This is a genomic window from Collinsella sp. OF02-10, assembly GCF_003463445.1.
Taxonomy (GTDB): Bacteria; Actinomycetota; Coriobacteriia; order Coriobacteriales; family Coriobacteriaceae; genus Collinsella.
In genome coordinates this window covers 28927-47409 of record NZ_QSCW01000008.1, presented here as the reverse complement: position 1 = coordinate 47409, position 18483 = coordinate 28927, and the positions used below count along the sequence as shown (strand labels likewise).

18 protein-coding genes are annotated in these 18483 nt (G+C 58.4%); 4 read left to right on the top strand and 14 right to left on the bottom strand.

Annotated features, from left to right (window positions below):
* Window positions 1-13 precede the first annotated feature (13 nt).
* The 9 genes from DXA43_RS05435 to DXA43_RS05395 all read right to left on the bottom strand — a co-directional run bounded on the left by DXA43_RS05435 (window position 14) and on the right by DXA43_RS05395 (window position 10288).
* A complete protein-coding gene (locus DXA43_RS05435; protein ID WP_022094440.1) occupies window positions 14-982 on the bottom strand; it encodes an SIS domain-containing protein in 969 nt (322 codons plus the stop codon).
* Window positions 983-1044: 62 nt separating this feature from the next.
* On the bottom strand, window positions 1045-1896 hold the full coding sequence (locus DXA43_RS05430; protein WP_117629752.1) for a sugar phosphate isomerase/epimerase: 852 nt from the start codon (window positions 1894-1896) through the stop codon (window positions 1045-1047).
* Between the two features lies 1 nt (window position 1897).
* Complete coding sequence (locus tag DXA43_RS05425; RefSeq protein WP_117806483.1) at window positions 1898-3481, bottom strand: amidohydrolase; 1584 nt, start codon at window positions 3479-3481, stop codon at window positions 1898-1900.
* A gap of 9 nt (window positions 3482-3490) precedes the next feature.
* On the bottom strand, window positions 3491-4954 hold the full coding sequence (locus tag DXA43_RS05420) for a YfcC family protein (protein WP_117716559.1): 1464 nt from the start codon (window positions 4952-4954) through the stop codon (window positions 3491-3493).
* Between the two features lie 218 nt (window positions 4955-5172).
* On the bottom strand, window positions 5173-5916 hold the full coding sequence (locus DXA43_RS05415) for a GntR family transcriptional regulator (protein ID WP_117806482.1): 744 nt from the start codon (window positions 5914-5916) through the stop codon (window positions 5173-5175).
* A gap of 150 nt (window positions 5917-6066) precedes the next feature.
* On the bottom strand, window positions 6067-6726 hold the full coding sequence (locus DXA43_RS05410) for an HAD family hydrolase (RefSeq protein WP_370448006.1): 660 nt from the start codon (window positions 6724-6726) through the stop codon (window positions 6067-6069).
* A gap of 63 nt (window positions 6727-6789) precedes the next feature.
* Window positions 6790-7632 carry a Cof-type HAD-IIB family hydrolase gene (locus DXA43_RS05405; protein ID WP_117806480.1) on the bottom strand — a complete coding sequence of 281 codons (843 nt, stop codon included), beginning with the start codon at window positions 7630-7632 and terminating at the stop codon, window positions 6790-6792.
* Window positions 7633-7869: 237 nt separating this feature from the next.
* Window positions 7870-9564: a glucose-6-phosphate isomerase gene (pgi, locus tag DXA43_RS05400; protein WP_117806479.1), complete on the bottom strand. Its 1695-nt coding sequence runs from the start codon at window positions 9562-9564 to the stop codon at window positions 7870-7872.
* 199 nt (window positions 9565-9763) lie between these two features.
* Window positions 9764-10288: an iron-containing alcohol dehydrogenase gene (locus DXA43_RS05395; RefSeq protein ID WP_099431475.1), complete on the bottom strand. Its 525-nt coding sequence runs from the start codon at window positions 10286-10288 to the stop codon at window positions 9764-9766.
* Window positions 10289-10511: 223 nt separating this feature from the next.
* Here DXA43_RS05395 and DXA43_RS05390 point away from each other — a divergent pair, with 223 nt between their 5' ends.
* Window positions 10512-12017, top strand: coding sequence for a DNA repair protein (locus tag DXA43_RS05390; RefSeq protein ID WP_117806478.1), 1506 nt, complete (start codon window positions 10512-10514; stop codon window positions 12015-12017).
* Window positions 12010-12435 (top strand): hypothetical protein, encoded by a 426-nt coding sequence (locus DXA43_RS05385; RefSeq protein WP_233540024.1) that lies wholly within the window; start codon window positions 12010-12012, stop codon window positions 12433-12435. Before DXA43_RS05390 ends, DXA43_RS05385 begins: the two co-directional genes overlap by 8 nt.
* Window positions 12436-12461: 26 nt before the next feature.
* Here the strand turns inward: DXA43_RS05385 and DXA43_RS05380 are convergent, their stop codons facing one another.
* Complete coding sequence (locus tag DXA43_RS05380; RefSeq protein WP_089573009.1) at window positions 12462-12845, bottom strand: heavy-metal-associated domain-containing protein; 384 nt, start codon at window positions 12843-12845, stop codon at window positions 12462-12464.
* 174 nt (window positions 12846-13019) lie between these two features.
* Between DXA43_RS05380 and DXA43_RS05375 the strand changes: the two genes are divergently transcribed.
* Entirely contained in the window at window positions 13020-13724 is a 705-nt protein-coding gene (locus tag DXA43_RS05375; protein ID WP_117640804.1) for a DUF3793 family protein, read from the top strand.
* Window positions 13725-13769: 45 nt separating this feature from the next.
* The gene (locus DXA43_RS05370; protein WP_117806476.1) at window positions 13770-14189 is read left to right on the top strand and encodes a flavodoxin; all 420 of its coding nucleotides are present in this window, start codon (window positions 13770-13772) and stop codon (window positions 14187-14189) included.
* Window positions 14190-14304: 115 nt separating this feature from the next.
* On the opposite strand, the gene DXA43_RS05365 is transcribed toward DXA43_RS05370, so the two are convergent.
* The 4 genes from DXA43_RS05365 to DXA43_RS05350 all read right to left on the bottom strand — a co-directional run bounded on the left by DXA43_RS05365 (window position 14305) and on the right by DXA43_RS05350 (window position 18423).
* The gene (locus tag DXA43_RS05365) at window positions 14305-15057 is read right to left on the bottom strand and encodes an amino acid ABC transporter ATP-binding protein (protein ID WP_055251428.1); all 753 of its coding nucleotides are present in this window, start codon (window positions 15055-15057) and stop codon (window positions 14305-14307) included.
* A 12-nt stretch (window positions 15058-15069) separates the two neighbouring features.
* Window positions 15070-16431 carry an ABC transporter permease subunit gene (locus tag DXA43_RS05360; RefSeq protein ID WP_231501583.1) on the bottom strand — a complete coding sequence of 454 codons (1362 nt, stop codon included), beginning with the start codon at window positions 16429-16431 and terminating at the stop codon, window positions 15070-15072.
* 117 nt (window positions 16432-16548) lie between these two features.
* A complete protein-coding gene (locus DXA43_RS05355) occupies window positions 16549-17409 on the bottom strand; it encodes an ABC transporter substrate-binding protein (protein ID WP_117773776.1) in 861 nt (286 codons plus the stop codon).
* Between the two features lie 147 nt (window positions 17410-17556).
* Window positions 17557-18423, bottom strand: coding sequence for a deoxyribonuclease IV (locus tag DXA43_RS05350; RefSeq protein ID WP_117806475.1), 867 nt, complete (start codon window positions 18421-18423; stop codon window positions 17557-17559).
* Window positions 18424-18483 lie beyond the last annotated feature (60 nt).

The following is an 18483-nucleotide window of genomic DNA, read 5'->3' as shown; positions in this document are numbered from 1 at the left end:
GCCTTTGCCCCTTCTAGTACTCGACAACACCCATATAGCGACGGAAATCGGGATCGTGATCAAACACCTTGCCGCGTGCAGCACGCAGCTCGCAGTTCATGGCGTAGAACAGCACCGGGTCCAGATAGGCACGGACACTCGCCGGCACGGCTTCCATACCGTACTCCTTGGCATCGAGCACCATCAGCGTATCGGTATGCGTCTTAAGGAACGCAAGGGCGCGCTCGTCCATAGCACGGCACTCGCTGGAGCCCATCTGCAGGAAGTAAAAAACGCCATCCTGAGTAGCCTCGAAGGGGCCGTGGAAGTACTCGGCAGAGTGGATGTAGCTGCAGTGCTGCCACTGCATCTCCATAAGAGAGCAGATAGCGAAACCGTAGGTCTGGCTAAAGTTGGGACCGCTGCCCAGAATGTAGAAGAACTCGTGCTCCTGGCAAAGCTTGGCAAAACGATCACCTAGCTCGGCATTTACCTTCTCACGTGCCGGGGGAAGAATCTTATCCATCTCGGCGATACCGGCATACATATCGGCAAGATCGGCGTAGCCCTCCTGCTGATCGAGCAGCTCGGCCGCAAGCGACAGCGAAATGCCAGCGGGGACCTCGGCCTGCGGCACGCCCTCGCCCCACGGGTAGACCCACGTGGTCCACTTGCCGGAGTCAATCTTGGATCCAGCGTTGTCGGTCTGGGCGATCACCGTAGCGCCGGCAGCAAGGGCAATCTCGCAGCCCTCGACGACCTCGGGGGTGTTGCCACTGTGGCTGCAAGCAATGACCAGGGATTTCTCACCCAAGCGGCGCGGGCGCATGATATCAAACTCGCGAGCCGTATAGATATACGAAGTGAAGGTGGTTGCCTCGCGCTGCAGAAGCTCATGAGCCGGGATCAAATCGATCATGGAGCCACCGCAAGCAATCCAGTAGACGCTGTCGAACTTGCCCTTCTCGGCAATTGCCTCTTTGATCAGATCGTGTGCGTTCATATCCAGTTCCTTTCTTGTTTGGTCCGCAATCAATGACGTTGGCTGCGTGGCCGATAGTTGTTTTAGTCAATCAGATATTTCTCGAATGCGGCCATGTTCTTGGCATCTGCCGCCGCCGGGTCATCGTAGTAGCGCCCGTCCGTGATTTCCTGGCCCAGCATGCCATCGAAACCATGGGCATTAAGCGTGGCGACGAAGGCGTCCATATCGTGCTTGCCATCGCCCCACACCAGATGGCCATACGGGTCACCGTCGATAAAGTGCATCTCGTGAATTGCCCCATCACCAAAGGCGGCAAACCAGTCCTCGAGCGTCTCGCCCGCAACGCCCATCGCGGTTGTATCAACCATGGGCTGTAAGTACGGGCTCGCGACCTCGTCAATCATGCGCTTCGCATCGGAAACCGTCGTTACAAGGTTGCTCTCCTCGGGACGCAGGCTTTCCATCGTAAGCACCAGACCGTGCTCACCGGCATACTCCGCCAGAATGGACAAGTGCTCGCGGCTGCGCTTCCAGGCTTCCTCGCGGTCCTCGTCCCAGTCGCCCCAGCCCGAGTTGACGGACATACGGTCGCACCCAAGTACCTCGGCAAGCTCAATGCCGTGCTTAAAGTACGCCAGGCTGCGCTGTTCATGCAGCGGTTTGCGTGCGCAGTACTGCCAAGGATAGACAACATTCTCGGGGCACAGAGTACGATACCTAAGCCCACGGTCTGCAGCCTTTTTCGCCAGGACCTCAGCCTCAAAGTAGCCCGTGTGGTCGAGCGTCACATGCGGCTCCGCACACCACAGCTCAATGGACTCAAAGCCCAAACGCTGCTGCACATCAAGGAAGTAATCGAGCGACCACATGATGTAGTGGATATTCATGCCCGCAATCTGTTCGCGGCGCAGCGTCGGTTTGGATTCAGACATCTTATGCCTCCTTTTTTCGATCGAACACGATTTGTCCGTCCGACATCGTCATATCAACCGAAAGATCGCGTGCGTCGCGATAATCGAGGTCGAACACATCCCGATCGAGCACGCAGATATCGGCAAGCTTGCCGACCTCAAGCGTACCCAGTTCGTCTTCGCGCATCAGATCGTACGCGCCCCCGGCAGTCCAAGCACGCAAGAGCTCGACAAGCGTCAGCGCGTTGGCCTCATTCACGGGCAGTCCATCGTCGAAGTATCCACCGCACGCGCTGTAGATTGACTCGCCCAGGCTCGGAATCAGCAGTGGCAAATCCGTACCACAGCACACCGTGCATCCGGAATCTTCCATGCCGCGGCGATTCCAGCTGTGCATAAGTCGCGTCTCGCCAATTTGTCGACGCATCATCGACAGGCAATCCTCGCGCCGGTCCAGCGTCAAAATCTGCGGATAGACCTCGCAAATTCCACCTAACTTGCCAAACTCGACAAGATCGGTCGGATCAGAGTTCTCGAGATCGGTAATCGCATGGCGGCGAAGCAACCGTCCATGCTCGTCTCGAGGCAGCGAGGCATAGAGCGCCACGGTGCGACGAACGGCGCCATCGCCCTGGCAATGCAAGGAATATCGGAAGCCGTCAGCATCAATTGCGCGCAGCTCGTTCTCAATCAGATCCCACTCGGGCTCCTCGACAACCGTCTTGCCGGCAGCTCCCGCATCGGCCGTGTCCTCATAGGGGTCAATCATCTCGGCAAGCCCCGCCCATACGCCGCGATCGGTCATACGGTTGAAGCCAGAAAAACGAACGAACGGTCCCCGGAAGCGCTCTCGTGCCTCGCGAGCATACGACAGATTTGCACCGGCACCCACCGGCTGCGACATCATAGAGACGCGAACCGTCAGCTCGCCAGATTCTTCACGGCGAGCCATTTCGTCGGCAAAACCGTAGTAGTCATCAAACGCCATCTCCTTGATGGCGGTAACGCCGCGCTCGTTAAGCATGCTCATGTAGTCCGAATACCCCACACGTACCTCGGACAGCGCGAGGAAATCGTTCATCATGCGCCAGATCTTCTCGGCATAGCACGCCTGGGGCGTGAAGCCGTATCGCGCACTGGCGGCAGCATTGAGAACGCAGGTCTCCGCACCCGGTGTAAAGCAGACGACAGGGATATCGCCAAAACAATCGTCAAACACAGCCGCCGTATTTGCGTTCTCGGCATCCGATGCCAACGTTTCGGGTAGGTTGTGGCCAAAAGCCGCCGCGCAATCCGGATGATCTTCTTTCCATGCACGCAAGAGCGACACGGCCTCTTTGGCATCAGCGATGCCGGACAGATCAGGCCCCAACGTCCGCAGCGCCCAGCCTGTATAGAAGGTATGCACATCGATCAGGCCAGGCATGACGGTGCGGTCGCCCAGGTCAACTACCTCGTCCGCCTGGGTCAAATACGAAGCTAGCTCACACTTGGTGCCAACAGCCTCAATTCGATTGCCACGGACCGCTACGAAACCTTCAAACGGCAGGTCCCCCGTACCGGTAAAGACGCTCTTAGACGTCAGGACCGTCAAACGATCAGACATCACAACCACCTACGCCGGAAGCATGCCAGAAATTGCCGTTACGATCAGGCCAAAGACGACCATGAAGATGAAGAACTTCCAAATGGTCTTCCACCATTGGCCAAACGAAATCTTAGCCACGCCAAGGCCGGCAACCGTCATGCCCGCCACGGGACTGATGGTGTTGATGGTCTGGTTGGCAAACTGGAGCGCGGTAACGGCCGCCTCGGGATTGAGGCCCATGAGCTCGGTCAGGGGGCCCATAACAGGCATGGTGAGTGCCGCCAGGCCAGAACTCGAGGGAACCAGCAAAGAGAGCAGGCCAAGGACGATATACATAAACGTGGTGTAGACGGCGGCGGGTGCACCGGCGAGCGCAGTAGCGAGCGCCTGGAGGATGGTGTCGATGATCATGCCGCCCTCGGCGATGACCAGAATACCGCGAGCGATACCGATAACGATGGCGGCGTACGCAAAGTCGGCGAGACCTTTAACGAACTCCTCAGCAATCGTCTGCTGGTCAAGACCGCCCAGGATACCGGCAAGCAAACCCATGCCAAGGAACACGGCGGAAATCTCATTCATGTACCAACCCTGGGTCACAAGACCCCAGACGATAATGCCCATACCGCAAGCAAAATCGATAAGCACGAGCTTCTGACGGGTAGTGAACTCTTCCTCGATGGAGGCATCGGTCACGGAAAACTCAATACGCTTGAGCTTATCGTCCTCGTACGTAATGGACGACTCGGGGTTTTTCTTGACGCGCATGGCGTAGCGCATGGCCCATGCGATACCGACGGCAGTGAAGATGACCCAAGAAACGGCGCGCAGCCACAGTTGCGGATTGCCCTCGATGCCAATGATGCCCTGGGCGATCAAAACATTAAACGGATCGATGGTCGAAGCGCAATATCCCAGGTTAGGACCAAGGAAGCAGATGATGAATGCCGTCATCGAGTCATAACCGATACCCATCATGATGGGAATGAAGATGGCATAGAACGGCAGGGCTTCCTCAGACATACCAAACGTGGTGCCGCAAATGGACAGCAACGTCATCGTGATGGGAATGATGAGGATGTCCTTGTTCTTGAGCTTTTTAATCACACGGCTCATGCCGGCATTCAAAGCGTTGGTCTTGGTGATGATTGCGAACGATCCGCCAATCAATAAGACGAACGCAACGACGTCGGCAGCCTCCTGGATGCCCTTAGTGGGCGCTTGCAGGACCGCGAAGATATCCTGCCCCAGATTGATGGTCTCGCCGGTCTCGGAATCGGTGTAGTTCTTATCGACCTGTTCATAGGTTCCAGCAACGGCGACTTCACGCTCGCCCGCCGCTGTCGAAATCGTCTTGCGCTGATACTGACCAGAGGGAACGATCCAAGTCAAGACCGCAAAGACAACGATCAGCAAGAACATGATCGTATAGACATGCGGTAATTTGAACTTAAAACGTCTGTTTGTCTTCTTCGCCTTCGTATCTGACATAGATACCTCCAAAGAACTCGAGACTGCATCGCATCTCGCTTCAACGTTTGCATAAGACAAACGTTCTATGACGTTCTATAGGTTACCAGCAGCTTTTCTCGCCATCAAGATAATTTCAAACTGATTGCCGCAACGCGGTTGAACGGTTGCGTTTGCGCCGTGAACGGTATGGAAACGCCCGGTGAGATGATCCACCGGGCGCTTTCATACGCAATGTCCTAGATGTCAAAAACGTAGCGAGACCCAACGATCCGCTGACGACCGATGAAAAACGGCCGCCGCTGCTCATCGAAAAAGAAGGCTTCCATATAAAACAAGGGTTCGCCAACGGGAACTGCCAACAACCGAGCGACCTCGGGCGACGCACACGCGATCTCAAGCGTGCATGGGTCGGTAAACGCGGGCGTGCGGCCCGTCCGGTTGCGCACGAACTCAAAAATGGATTGGTTAGATAGAGGTGCCGTTGATAGATAGGCGTTGTCCTCGTAAACATATATGTTGTTCTCGAGCATGACGGGGACGCCATCGGCAGTACGCACGCGCTCAACGCAGATCAAGTCAGTTCCAACGGGAACACCAAAGAACTGTGCTTCGGTGGAATCCGCCGGCAGCATCTTTCTCGAAATGACACGCGCCCCTGGTTCCATTCCGTTAACGCGGCATGCGTCCGAAAAACTCTGGACGTCATCCTTCTGGCGAATCTTGCGCTTGAGCTTGGGGGCATTGACAAACGTGCCTTTCCCCTGTCGCTTCGTTAGATAACCCTGTTGGACGAGCTCCTCAATAGCGCGTCGCACGGTAACGCGGCCAACTTTATAGCTCTCAGCCAATTCGAATTCGTTGGGTATCCGCGCACCTGCCTTGTAGGCACCGGAGTTGATTTCGTTTTTGATGATATCGATAACCTGTTGGTACAGCGGTATCGCTGCTTTACCGTCAGTTAGCCCTTCAGTCGGTGGCATATACCCTCTCCAAGCACAATTAAGTCTAAAACGGACTTAGGGGCATTCAACAAGTCCTTAAGCCCGCATTAGCTTAAAGTATGCTAGGTGTCGCACCAAAATGTCGGCTATTTACTCATCAGACCCGAAAAACGCGCAACTACCGCGCTCCTAAGAAAGCTCCAGCAGCTCCGGCAGCTGGTCGATGATCTTGTCCGCGGCATCCTGGCTAAAGCCAAAGCGCTCTTCGCGCTTGGCAATGACCGTCAGGCCGGCACGCTTGCCGGCAGTGATGCCAGGCACCGAATCCTCAACGCAGCAGCAACGGACCGCAGGCAGCCCCAACAGGTCCAGCGCATGCAGGTAGATGTCGGGCTCGGGCTTGCTCTCCTTAAACTGCTCGCCGCTCACCACATACTCAAAGGCATCCGACAGCCCGCATGCATTGAGCACTTCCTCGATGCTATCCATGGGAGACGAGCTGGCAAGCGCCACGCGAACGCCGCGGCGCGGCAGCTCGCGAATCGTATCCACGGCGCCCGGGTTAATCAAAGCCTGGTAGTCACGCGGACGCTTATGCGCCCACTCGTCCCAACGGGCCAATGCTTCCTCGCCAGTGAAGTGCCCTTTACCGGCGCGCTCAAACCAATCGACCAGCATATGCAGGAAGAACTGATGTGAGGTACCAACCTGCCCGTTCAACTCCTCTTGGGTCAGATTCAACCCAAGCTCCTTGGCAAACGCGGCAGTCTCGCCCAGGTAGTAATACTCGGTATCGACAATGACGCCGTCCATGTCAAAGATAACGGCGTCGAACGGAAATGCGGACACGGCACCCTCCCTAGCAAAAGGGCGCCCGCAAGCGGACGCCCGAACCATGCACTATCGGCGATTCTAACCCAGCAGTTGGTCAAGTGCTACCGCGATACCGTCTTCGTTGTTGTTGGCGGTCACCATCTGGGCCACGGCCTTGACTTCATCGACAGCGTTACCCATGGCGACGCCGGTACCAGCCCACTCGATCATGGACTTGTCGTTCTGGCCGTCGCCAAACGAGACGACCTCGCTGGCATCGATGCCGAGCTTGGGCAGGGCACCCTCGAGCGCGCGGGCCTTGTCGATACCGGGCGCCGTGTACTCAAAGTACCAGTCAGCCGTAAACATGCCCGAAAGCGTCTGCTTAAAGGGCGCATACATCTCCTCGTGATGCGCCTGCAGGTAGGTCGGATCGCCCGCCGTCAGCAGCTTGTCCACGGGATAAGCATCAGCGACCTCATGCAGGCTCTCCACCTCGCGAATCTTAAGATCGCACGCGTCGCGCTCATACTTGACGATATTCTTCTGCGAGCCGTCAGGCAGCGTGATCATGCAATGGTACGAGTCCTCGACGTGCAAATCGCGACCGAGCGAAATCATAGGGATCACGTCATAATTACGCAGGTGATCAATCAGGCGATGCAATTCGTCGGCAGGCATAGCCTGATCGAACAGCACCTCGTCGGTCTGGGCATCGACCACATGCGCGCCATTAAAGGCAACTAGCAGACCGTCATGGTTTTGAAGGTCGAGCTCCTGCGCCAAGGCGTGCAGCCCCCATGCGGGACGGCCCGAAGCCAAGATGAGCTTAATGCCCGACTCCTGCGCCGCGAGCAGCTTCTCGCGCGTACGCGGGCTGATGACCTTTTGGTCGTTGGTGAGCGTACCGTCGATATCCATTGCGATGGCTTTGATTGCCATATGTGCCTCCCTGTCATTGAGCAACCTTGTCTGAGCCATCATACAGAACACCCACGGCGGCGCTGTTTGCAACGGGAAAAATGTCACATTGTCCCAAACATGAACGGCGTGCCTTCGACGATTGCGATGCCCGTCGAGGCGCCTCCCGATACATTCCATTCTATCCAGATAGCAAAGGGCCCGCATCCCAACGGATACGGGCCCTTGTCGGCTATGCGTTAGTTTTCGCAGCGAATCCTACTTGCGATGCGCGCGATAGAACTCGATGAGCGCCTGGGTCGAAGCGTCCTGCTCAGCCTTGGCGGCGTCGTCGTGGAAGGCAGGAGTGATCTGCTTGGCAAGCTGCTTGCCCAGCTCGACGCCCCACTGGTCGTAGGAGTCGATGCCCCAGACCGTGCCCTCGACAAACGTGATGTGCTCGTACAGAGCGATGAGCTCGCCGAGTGCGAACGGGGTCAACGTGTCACCGAAAATCGAGGTCGTCGGACGGTTGCCCTCAAAGCAGCGAGCCGGGACAATCTGCTCGGGCGTGCCCTCGGCACGAACCTCGTCGGCCGTCTTGCCAAAGGCGAGCGCCTTGGTCTGGGCCAGGAAGTTGCCCAGGAACAGCTCGTGCACGTCCTGACCGCCATCGGTCGCAGGGTTGGCGGTATTGGCGAAGGCAATGAAATCGGCCGGAACCACCACGGTGCCCTGGTGCAGCAGCTGGTAGAAGGCATGCTGGCCGTTGGTGCCGGGCTCGCCCCAGAAGATCTCGCCGGTGTCGGAGGTCACGGCGCTGCCGTCCCAGCGGACATGCTTGCCGTTGGACTCCATGGTGAGCTGCTGCAGGTAGGCCGGGAAACGGTGCAGGTACTGGCAGTACGGCAGCACGGCGTGGCTCTTGGAACCGAAGAAGTTGACGTACCAGACGTTGAGCAGGCCCATCAGCGCGACGGCATTGTTCTCGAGCGGCGTGTTGCAGAAGTACTCGTCGATGGCGTGGAAGCCCTCGAGGAACTGCTGGAAGCGCTCGGGACCGAGCACGACGATCAGCGACAGGCCCACGGCGGAGTCGACAGAATAGCGGCCGCCGACCCAGTTCCAGAAGCCGAAGGCATTGGCGGGGTCGATACCGAAGGCCTCGACCTTCTCGAGTGCGGTGGAAACGGCGACGAAGTGCTTTGCCACGGCCTCGGCGTTCTGCTCATCGGAGCCGTCGATGGCGCCCTGAGCCTTGAGCTGCTCGAGCATCCAAGTCTTGACCTCGCGGGCGTTGGTGAGGGTCTCGAGCGTGGTGAAGGTCTTGGAGACGATGATCACGAGCGTGGTCTCGGGATCCAGGCCGCGGAGTTTCTCTGCCTGGTCGTTGGGGTCGATATTGGAGATATAGCGGCAGTCGATACCGGCGTCGGCATAGGGACGCAGGGCCTCGTAGGCCATGACCGGGCCCAGATCGGAGCCGCCGATGCCGATGGACACCAGATGCTCGATCCTCTTGCCGGTAACACCCTTCCACTCACCGGAGCGCACGCGCTCGGCGAAGGCATACATGCGGTCGAGAACCTCGTGCACGTCGGCGACGACGTCCTGGCCGTCGACGATGAGCTGGCCCTTCTCGCTTGCCGGGCGGCGCAGCGCGGTGTGCAGGACGGCGCGGTCCTCGGTGGTGTTGATGTGCTCGCCGGAGAACATGGCGTCGCGGCGCTCCTCGAGCTTCACCTCGCGGGCAAGATCGCACAGCAGCTTGACGGTCTCATCAGTCACCAGGTTCTTGGACAGGTCGAAGTGCAGGTCACCGGCGTCAAAGCTCAGCTTGTTCACGCGCTCGGCATCGGCGGCGAACCAGGCCTTGAGGTCGATACCCTCGGCCTCGAGCTTCTCCTGATGGGCCTCGAGCGCCTTCCAAGCGGCAGTCGACGTAGCATCGATAGGTGCGGCAACAGTTGCCATAGAGTCCTCCTCAGCATACGGGCGCACGCCTCCATGCGCCCGGACATTCAGATGCCACTATTCTAGCGCAGGTCAAGACTATAATCAGCGAGCGTTGCCAATCGGCCCCCAAACGGCAACCGACCAAAAAGGGACAGGTTTAATTTGGCAGGTCAAACGCTTTACCAATCAAAAATAACCTATCCCTTTATGCCAAATATTAGGCCGCAGCGCAGACGCTACCGAGCAACTCACGCAGAGGAGACCCGATGCCCTCCAGCAGTTCGGGCGCGATGATGGCAAAAACGGGAACCTCGCCGGCCCCCACGACGGCAGGCACCTTGCCCTCCGAGACGATACATCCATAAGGGACAAAACCGTCTTCGCCGACATCGAGCGCCGCCATGCGACGGGCGAGCTCGCGCGCAAAGCCGGCAGTATCGGCATCGCCAATCGCCAAGACAAAGTCCACGCCTTCGTCGGTCGCCAGGGCCACGGCTTCGTCGATCAGCTCGTCTCCTCCGTCGCCTTCAACCGAGCCGCAGCGGAAAAGCACGCGCTCGAGCAGGGCGCGATCGAGCGAGCCCAGCGCCGCCGAAACGAGCTCATCACGCGTGTGCTTGTCGCCTCCCAGCACGACCAGTGCCTTGGTGCCGCCATAGTGGGCAACCAATCGCCCGCACCAGCGAGCCACATCCCCATCCGCAACCAAGCGCGTCGGCATACCAAACCCATAGTTGACCATTATCCCCACAACCCTTCCGTGCTTTATGGTGGTATCAATCGTTAGCCTCATGCTACGAAGCGAGCTTTTCCGAGCTGTTACGCACTCTTTAGGGCTGCGTTAAAAACCCGATGCAGCCGCACGACCATACCTGCCAAAAAGGGGCAGGTTTTGACGGTGTCCGGTCGAGCAGGTATTATCGAACAGGTATTCGATAAGAACATGTGTTTGATGGGAGGCACGGATGGCGCACGAGCAGCACACCTACATCTGCATCGACCTCAAGACGTTTTATGCCAGCGTCGAATGCGTCGATCGTGGGCTCGATCCGCTCACCACCAACCTGGTCGTTGCCGACGAATCGCGCGGACGCACGACTATCTGTCTCGCTATCACGCAGGCTATGAAGGACTTAGGGATTCACAACCGCTGTCGCCTGTTCGAAATACCCGATGGTATCGACTACATTAAGGCCGTACCGCGCATGCAGCACTACATGGAGGTGTCGGCGCAGATCTACGGTATCTACCTGGAATACGTCAGTCCGCAAGACGTTCACGTCTACTCAATTGACGAGTGCTTTATCGACGTGACACCCTATCTGGACCTCTATCACACCGATGCGGAAGGCTTCGCCCGTATGTTGCGCGATGAGGTCCTCGCGCGCACCGGCATCACGGCGACGGTCGGCATCGGCCCCAACCTATTCCAGGCCAAGGTAGCACTCGATATCACCGCCAAGCATGTGCCCAGTCGCATCGGCACACTCGACGACGAGACCTTTCGCAAGGAGATCTGGCCCCATCGCCCCATCACCGACATCTGGGGCATCGGCCCCGGCGTGGCGGCCCGTCTCGAGAAATACGGCGTCTACGACCTGATGGGGGTCGCGGCGCTCGACGAAAACCTGCTCTACGACGAGCTCGGCGTCAATGCCGAGTATCTTATCGACCACGCCTTCGGGCGTGAGCCGACAACCATCGCCGATATCCAAGCCTATCGCCCGCAAGCGACTTCGACCACCACAGGGCAGGTGCTCTCGAAGGGCTATGCCTACGAGCAGGCCTACACCGTCTTGCGCGAGATGGTCGACAACGCCGTGTTGGACCTAGTCGATAAGCACGTGGTCTGCGACAGCATCTCGCTCTTTGTGGGCTACGCAAGCGAGCGCGCCGACATACGCCGCCTCGACGCCAGCGGTACAGCGCAATATGTGGACGGATGCGGGCACCTGCGCTCGAGCACGTCGAGTATCGAACCCACCGCAACCGCCGGCCCTGAACTCGCGCCCCGTGCGCCCAAGCCCGTCCAGCGCGATGACGAACGACGCCGCCTGGTGCGGGAGGCGCAGGCTATCGATGGCATCTTTGTGGGAGAGCATGGCGGCAAACCGCGCGGTGGCTATGCCGCACTCTTTGCGCACTCCAACGCCTCGCGCAAGCTGCCCGAGCGCACCAATTCGTTTAAGAAGATCATGGGCTATTTCGATGAGCTCTGGGCGCAGACTGTCGATCCCAAACGACCAGTCAAGCGCATCAACCTGGGATTTGGCAACCTCATGCCGGAGGAGTTTGCCACCATCGATCTGTTTAGCGACGTCGAGGCCGATGAGCGCGAGCGCGACCTGGCCCGTGCCGTCCTGGCCGTAAAGGGCAAATACGGCAAGAACGCGCTGGTTAAGGGACTGAGCTTTACCGCCGGCGCCACCGCACGCGAACGCAACGATCAGGTAGGGGGGCACCGTGCCTAAGCCCCAACAGCAGCCGATGCGGCCACCGACACCTTTTGAACGCCTAGCGGACCCCGAGGGAAGACGTCGCTCCGCCGACCCCAAGCTCACCGCTAACGGCGCCGTCCGTGCCGGCCGTGCCGCGCAGTTTATGCCCTTTGCCGCCCTCACGGGATACTACGAGCTCGTGCGCAAACAAGAGATCACTGTTGAGCCCAAATGCGAACTCACAGAAGAAAAAGCCCTCGAGCTTTCGAAAAAGCTCGAGGGCCTCAAACGCGGCGATTTGGTGCGCGTCACCTATTACGATACGTACGGCTATCGCTCCCGCACCGGCATCCTGGTCGAGGTGCTGCCGGCATACAAGCTGCTCAAACTCAGGGATATCGCCATTAACTTCGACGACATTCAAGACATCGAGCTACGCGGCCGAGCCTAGCCAAGGAAGCGCACCCAGAGCGACGCTTACAGCGTCATGACGTAGTAACCCGCATCTCTCACGGCAGTCTCAAGGACACCGCGATTGATCGGCCGCTTGGAGCGCACACGCGCTGTGTGGTCCGCGTACGTTACCGTAGCCCACACACCATCCAGCGCATTGAGGGCATTGGCTACGTTCTGAGCGCAGCCTTCACAGCTCATGCCGCCGATGAGCAGCTCATCGCTATAGGGATAGTGTGACGCATCGGTATCCACCACAACAACCTTTTTGGCCTTCTTGCCGCTCGCACCATCGCTGCAACAACTCTTCCCGTGTGTCGAAGCGGCAATGCGACGCAGTCCAAAAAACATGCCGACGGCAATGACGGCCAGCACGATGAGATTCGCAGGGTTGAGCAAGTCACTCATGCGCTCCCCTTTCAAGTAGCACTATCTAGATACCCCCATGGGGTGTCCCCATCTTAACCCAAAATCATGTCTGTTCGGTCAATTAGTTTCCCTCTTCAAACTTTTTTGTTGACCATGGCTTACTTTCGTGTATAAGTTTTCCTAGGCTAACAGTTTAGATCCGTAAGGAGCGCCGTGACTCGAACCATAGACATCCCAACGTTTCAGGCAGCAGTCGTGCGCAACTGCTCTCCCACGCTCGCGGGCATCAAGCCGGCATCGCTCTTTACCTATCCAGGCACCTACGCCCACGGGGACGGCTCGACCACAACCGAAACCATCGCAGAACGCCGCGCGCGCCTGCTCAACGTTATCGCCCAGTGCAATCGCGAGCTTGACCCGCTCGGCATCCACCTGAGTGTTTTGGTCTGGCGGCCCTGCGGAGCACTCGTGTACGTGTACCGAGCCAAAAGCCTCGCCACCTATTTCGCAGACCCTCGCGCCCAAACAGCGCTCGCCTCGGAAGGCTACGACACGAGAGACCTTTCGACATGCCTTGTGCATTTGGCATCACGCATCACGCTCGCGAGCAATAACATCGCGGAATGCGCTTGTAGCCAGACTCGATGCGCACTACCCCAGCAAGCTAGCTGCAGCAACGACTGCACCTGCGAGTTTCCGCACGAAATAGGCTACTTCCTTGGATATCCCTACGACGACGTGCACGAGTTTATCGTCCAGCGCGGCGAGAACTACAAGGTCTTTGGAGCTTGGAAGGTCTACACGAATGTCGAGCAAGCGCTTGCGATGTTTGACGCCTACCGTGCCTGCACTCAATACCTCACCTTTGTCTATCAGCAGGGCTGCAGCTTGGCGCAACTTGCCCAGGCAACCCGATAGAACATAGAAGCCGCGGCAACTGCCGCACAACTGAAAGGACTTAACATGAGCAAGATCGCCGTCGTCTACTGGAGCGGCACGGGCAACACCGAGGCCATGGCAAACCTCGTCGCCGAAGGCGCCACGTCCGCGGGTGCCGAGACCGAGGTCATCCCCTGCGCCGACTTCTCTGCCGACAAGGCCGCCGAATATGATGCCTTCGCCTTCGGCTGTCCCGCCATGGGCTCCGAGGAACTCGAGTACGATGAGTTCCAGCCGATGTGGGACGAGGTCAAGGAGACTCTCGGCGACAAGAAGGTCGTCCTCTTTGGCTCCTATTCGTGGGCCGAAGGCGAGTGGATGGACAACTGGAAGGCCGACGCCGACGAGACCGGCGTCAACGTCGTGGACTCCACCATCTGCTACGACGCGCCCGACGACGAGGGCGAGACCGCTTGCAAGGCCCTCGGAGCCGAGCTCGCGTAACGAGCCCGGGGTCTCCAAGAGAGCCTGCATCAAAGCGCATCCCCATCCCTACAAAAGAGCGGGGCTGGATTCAAGTCCAGCCCCGCTCTTTTGTAACGGCAGTTACATCAGCCGGCTACGAAATATTGCCCAAGAACGCCTTGGTGCGCTCGCTCTTGGGGTGGTCGAAGACCTCACTCGGCGTACCCTCTTCCACAATGACGCCGCCGTCCATAAAGACGACGCGGTCGGCGACATCGCGGGCAAAGCCCATCTCGTGCGTCACGACGATCATGGTCATGCCGTCGCGCGCCAAGTCGCGCATGACGCCCAGGACGTCGCGCACGAGCTCGGGGTCGAGCGCCGAGGTGGCCTCGTCAAAGAGCATGACGTGCGGGTTCATCGACAGGGCGCGAGCGATGGCAACGCGCTGCTGCTGGCCGCCCGAGAGCTGGCTCGGCATAAAGTCGATACGCTCGGCAAGACCGACCTTGGTCAGCTCCTCGACGGCAATCTTCTCGGCCTCTTCCTTGCTGCGCTTGAGTACCTTCTGCTGCGCGAGCATGACGTTCTTTTTGACTGAGAGGTGCGGGAACAAATTGAACTGCTGGAACACCATACCCAGATGCGTACGTACCTTGTTAAGGTCGACACCCTTGGCGCACACGTCCACGCCCTCAACGACAATCGAGCCACTCGTGGGATGCTCCAGACGGTTGATGCAGCGAAGCATCGTCGACTTGCCCGAGCCCGAGGGGCCCAAGACCACAACGACCTCACCCTTGTGCACATCCAGATCGATATCGCGCAGGACCACGTTGTCGCCAAAGGCCTTCTGGAGGTTCTTGATACTGACGACGACCTCGTTCGAGTTATTGGTTTCGCTCATGATAGGACCTCCTTACAGACCGGCGATGTGATCGGCGGGCGTCGCGACAACCTGTCCGGCGCTCTTGGCGGGACGCTTCTTCTTGGTCTCGGCCGTGCCCAGAAGCCTCGCCTCAAGACCGCTCACCAAGCGAGCGAGCGGCAGGGTGATGACCAGATAGAACAGAGCGGCAACCACGTACGGTGTAATGGAGCCCGTCGTGGCCACGATGGTACGGGCGTTCATGACGATCTCGACCACACCCACGGCGGCAAGCAGCGACGTATCCTTGTAAAGCAAGATAAACTCGCTGGTCAGCGTAGGCAAAACATTGCGGAACGTCTGCGGAATCATAACGTAGAGCAGCGTCTGGAAGGCATTCATGCCCAGAGAGCGAGCAGCCTCGTTTTGGCCCTTGGGGATTGATTGAATACCGGCACGGAAGATCTCGCACAGGTACGCAGACGAGTTCATGGCCATGACGATAACGCCCAAGACATAGTCGTCCACCTTGACGCCGGCCAACGGCAGACCGAAGAACGCGATGTAGATCTGCAGGAACGCCGGCGTACCGCGAATGATATTCACGTAGATGCCGGCGAGGCAGCGCAGGATGCGCGACTTGGAGATGCGCATGAGCGACAGGGCAAAACCGAAGGGAATTGCCAGCGGAAACGCCACGAGCACGATCGAGAGCGACATGAGGAAGCCCTTAAAGACGATCGGCAGGCTCTGGACCAAAATGACCGGGTTCAGGAACAGGCGCAGGAACATATTGGAGTTCCAGGCCTCGACCCACGGCTGCTCTTTAAGGTCGGCCAAGAAGTTATCGAAGGCCGTCACGCCCTTGATCTCCACCGACGGAATCTTGGAGATCTTCTTGGTCGACCCGTCGGCGAGCGTATAGGTGCCGCTAAAGGCCTCATCGCCGCCCTCGACGGGGAAGGTCACGCCGTAAACCTCGACACGGAAAAAGCCGCCGGCAGGCGCCGTCTCGCCAAAATCGATCTTGAGCGTCTGGCCGTCAGCCTTGCACGTGGGTTTCATGGGCGTACGATCCATGAGGTCCTCGCCCGAGAGCATCGTCAATCGCGTGTCATCGGTACCAAACGTCGTGCCGTCGACAAACGTCAAAGAAAGACCGCTCAGCTCCTCGTCGGCATCGGCCTGAACTTCCCAGGTAATGCGCGTCTCGGTGCCGCCGACCACAGCGCTGCCCGAACCGGTGTTGGGTCGGGCGGTAATCTTTGCGGTCTCAAGCGCCTGGGCGGTCGTGGGCGCATATGCCCCCGCGCACACCAGCGCGAGCGCCACGGCCATGACGCAGGCTAGCTTTTGGAGCAAGGCGGGCAGTGAAAAACGCTGCTCCGCGGCCCCTTTGTTCAGTCGAGACAAGGTGGCTCCTATCGTAGAAGTTGCCGGCAAAACGAGACGGAAACACTCTCCGTCAAGAGAAGCGCAAAGGCCCTCTCCGCAAAACGGAAAGGGCCCGCGCACAATCAAGTAGCTATTTTACTTGATGTTGTACTTAGCCATGAGGGCGTCAACGGTACCGTCATCGGTCAGGTCCTTGATGGCCTGGTTGATGTCGTCCTTGAGCTTGGTGTTGCCCTGGTTGATGGCGATGGCGTACTCCTCGCCGGTGCTGATCTGCTTGATGGTCTGGCAGGTGTTGAACTGCTCGGCGGTCAGCTGGCTGGCAACGGAGCGGTTGGTGACTACGGCGTCACCCTTATCGGACTGCAAGGCGCTGAAGCACTCGGTAGCATCCTTGTAGGGGACGATCTTGGCCTTGGGGAAGTTCTCCTGGGCAAAGGCCTCGGCGGTCGAGCCAGACTGGACGATGATGGTAGCGTCGGCGTTGTTGAGCTTCTCGCTGTAGTTGTCAGCCGTGATGTCGGCGTTATCGACCTTGGTCACGATGGCCTGATCGTCCATGTAGTAGGAATCGGAGAAAGTGACTTCCTTCTCACGCTCGGGCGTGTCAGTGATAGCCGCGATGGAGACGTCATACTTGGCACCCGAAGCGACGCCCGGAACCAGCGTGTCAAAGTCATTGTTGACGTACTCGACATCCAGGCCCAGCTTGTCGCCGATAGCCTTGATAAGCTCAAGGTCAAAGCCCTGATAATCGCCGTTGTCGTCCTTGTACTCAAACGGGGCGTACTCGGCAGAGGTGCCGACGGTCAGCGTGCCGTCCTTGACGAGTGCGTACTCCTTGGAGCCGTCGACCTTCTCGACCTTAGCGTCGTCAGAGCTGCTGGAACCGGCATCAGAACCAGAGGTGGCGTTGGACGAGCCGCAGCCCGTCAGAGCAAGGGCGAGCGCCATGGCACCCGTGGCGGCAAATGCGCCAAGCTTCTTGAGCTTCATAATCAGTCTCCTTCCGGTGACCTCGTTTGATTCAGAGGTCTGCAAAAACTGTTGGCTATTATGCACCCGGAATTACGAATCTGCAATGAGAAAACTGATTGAAACAAACCCATAACGTGAATGGAATACTCTACTTTATGACAGTCATTACTGCTGCAATGACCTTAATAGTCTAATTTCAGCTGCATAACCTGCAAGTTCGTTCGGAGTCTCCAAAATAAACGGCAGTGAACGCAAACGGCCATTCGATACAATATTCTGCATAACCTGCATACCGCCACCAAATTCCTCGCTGCCAAGGTATCCCTTGCCGATGCACTCGTGACGATCTTTATGGGCGCCACAAGGGTTCTTCGAATCGTTGATGTGTACAGCATGCAAGCGATCGATACCCACCACGCGATCGAACTCGTCGAGTACGCCGTCCAGATCATGGATGATGTCGTAGCCGGCATCGTTCACATGGCAGGTGTCCAAACAAACGCCCAGCTTATCGGACAGCTCTGGGCACTTGGCGGCAACGCCCTCGATAATGCACGCCAGCTCCTCAAAGCTGCGGCCCACCTCGGTGCCCTTGCCGGCCATGGTCTCGAGCAGCACCGTCGTCTGCTGGCCCTCAAACATCACCTGGCACAGGGTGTCGACGATCATCTGAATACCGGCGTCGGGGCCCTTCCCCACATGCGCACCGGGATGGAAATTGTAGTAGTTGCCGGGCAGCGCTTCCATGCGCCGCAGGTCCTCTGCCATGGCCTCCAGGGCAAACTCGCGCGCCCGCTCTTTGGCCGAGCAGGGGTTATAGGTATACGGGGCATGCGCCACCAGCGGTCCAAAGTCGTTTTGTGCCATAAGCTCGCGCAGAGCCGCCACGTCATCCATGTCAAAGTCTTTTGCCTTGCCACCGCGCGGGTTGCGCGTAAAGAACGCAAAGGTATTGGCGCCAATGGACAACGCCGTCTCCCCCATCGCCCGATAGCCCTTCGTCGTCGAAAGATGACACCCGATCGTCAGCATCTCCAACTCCCCCTCATCAGTTGCGGTGAAATACGGTCTATTGGTGCCTTATTTTGGCGC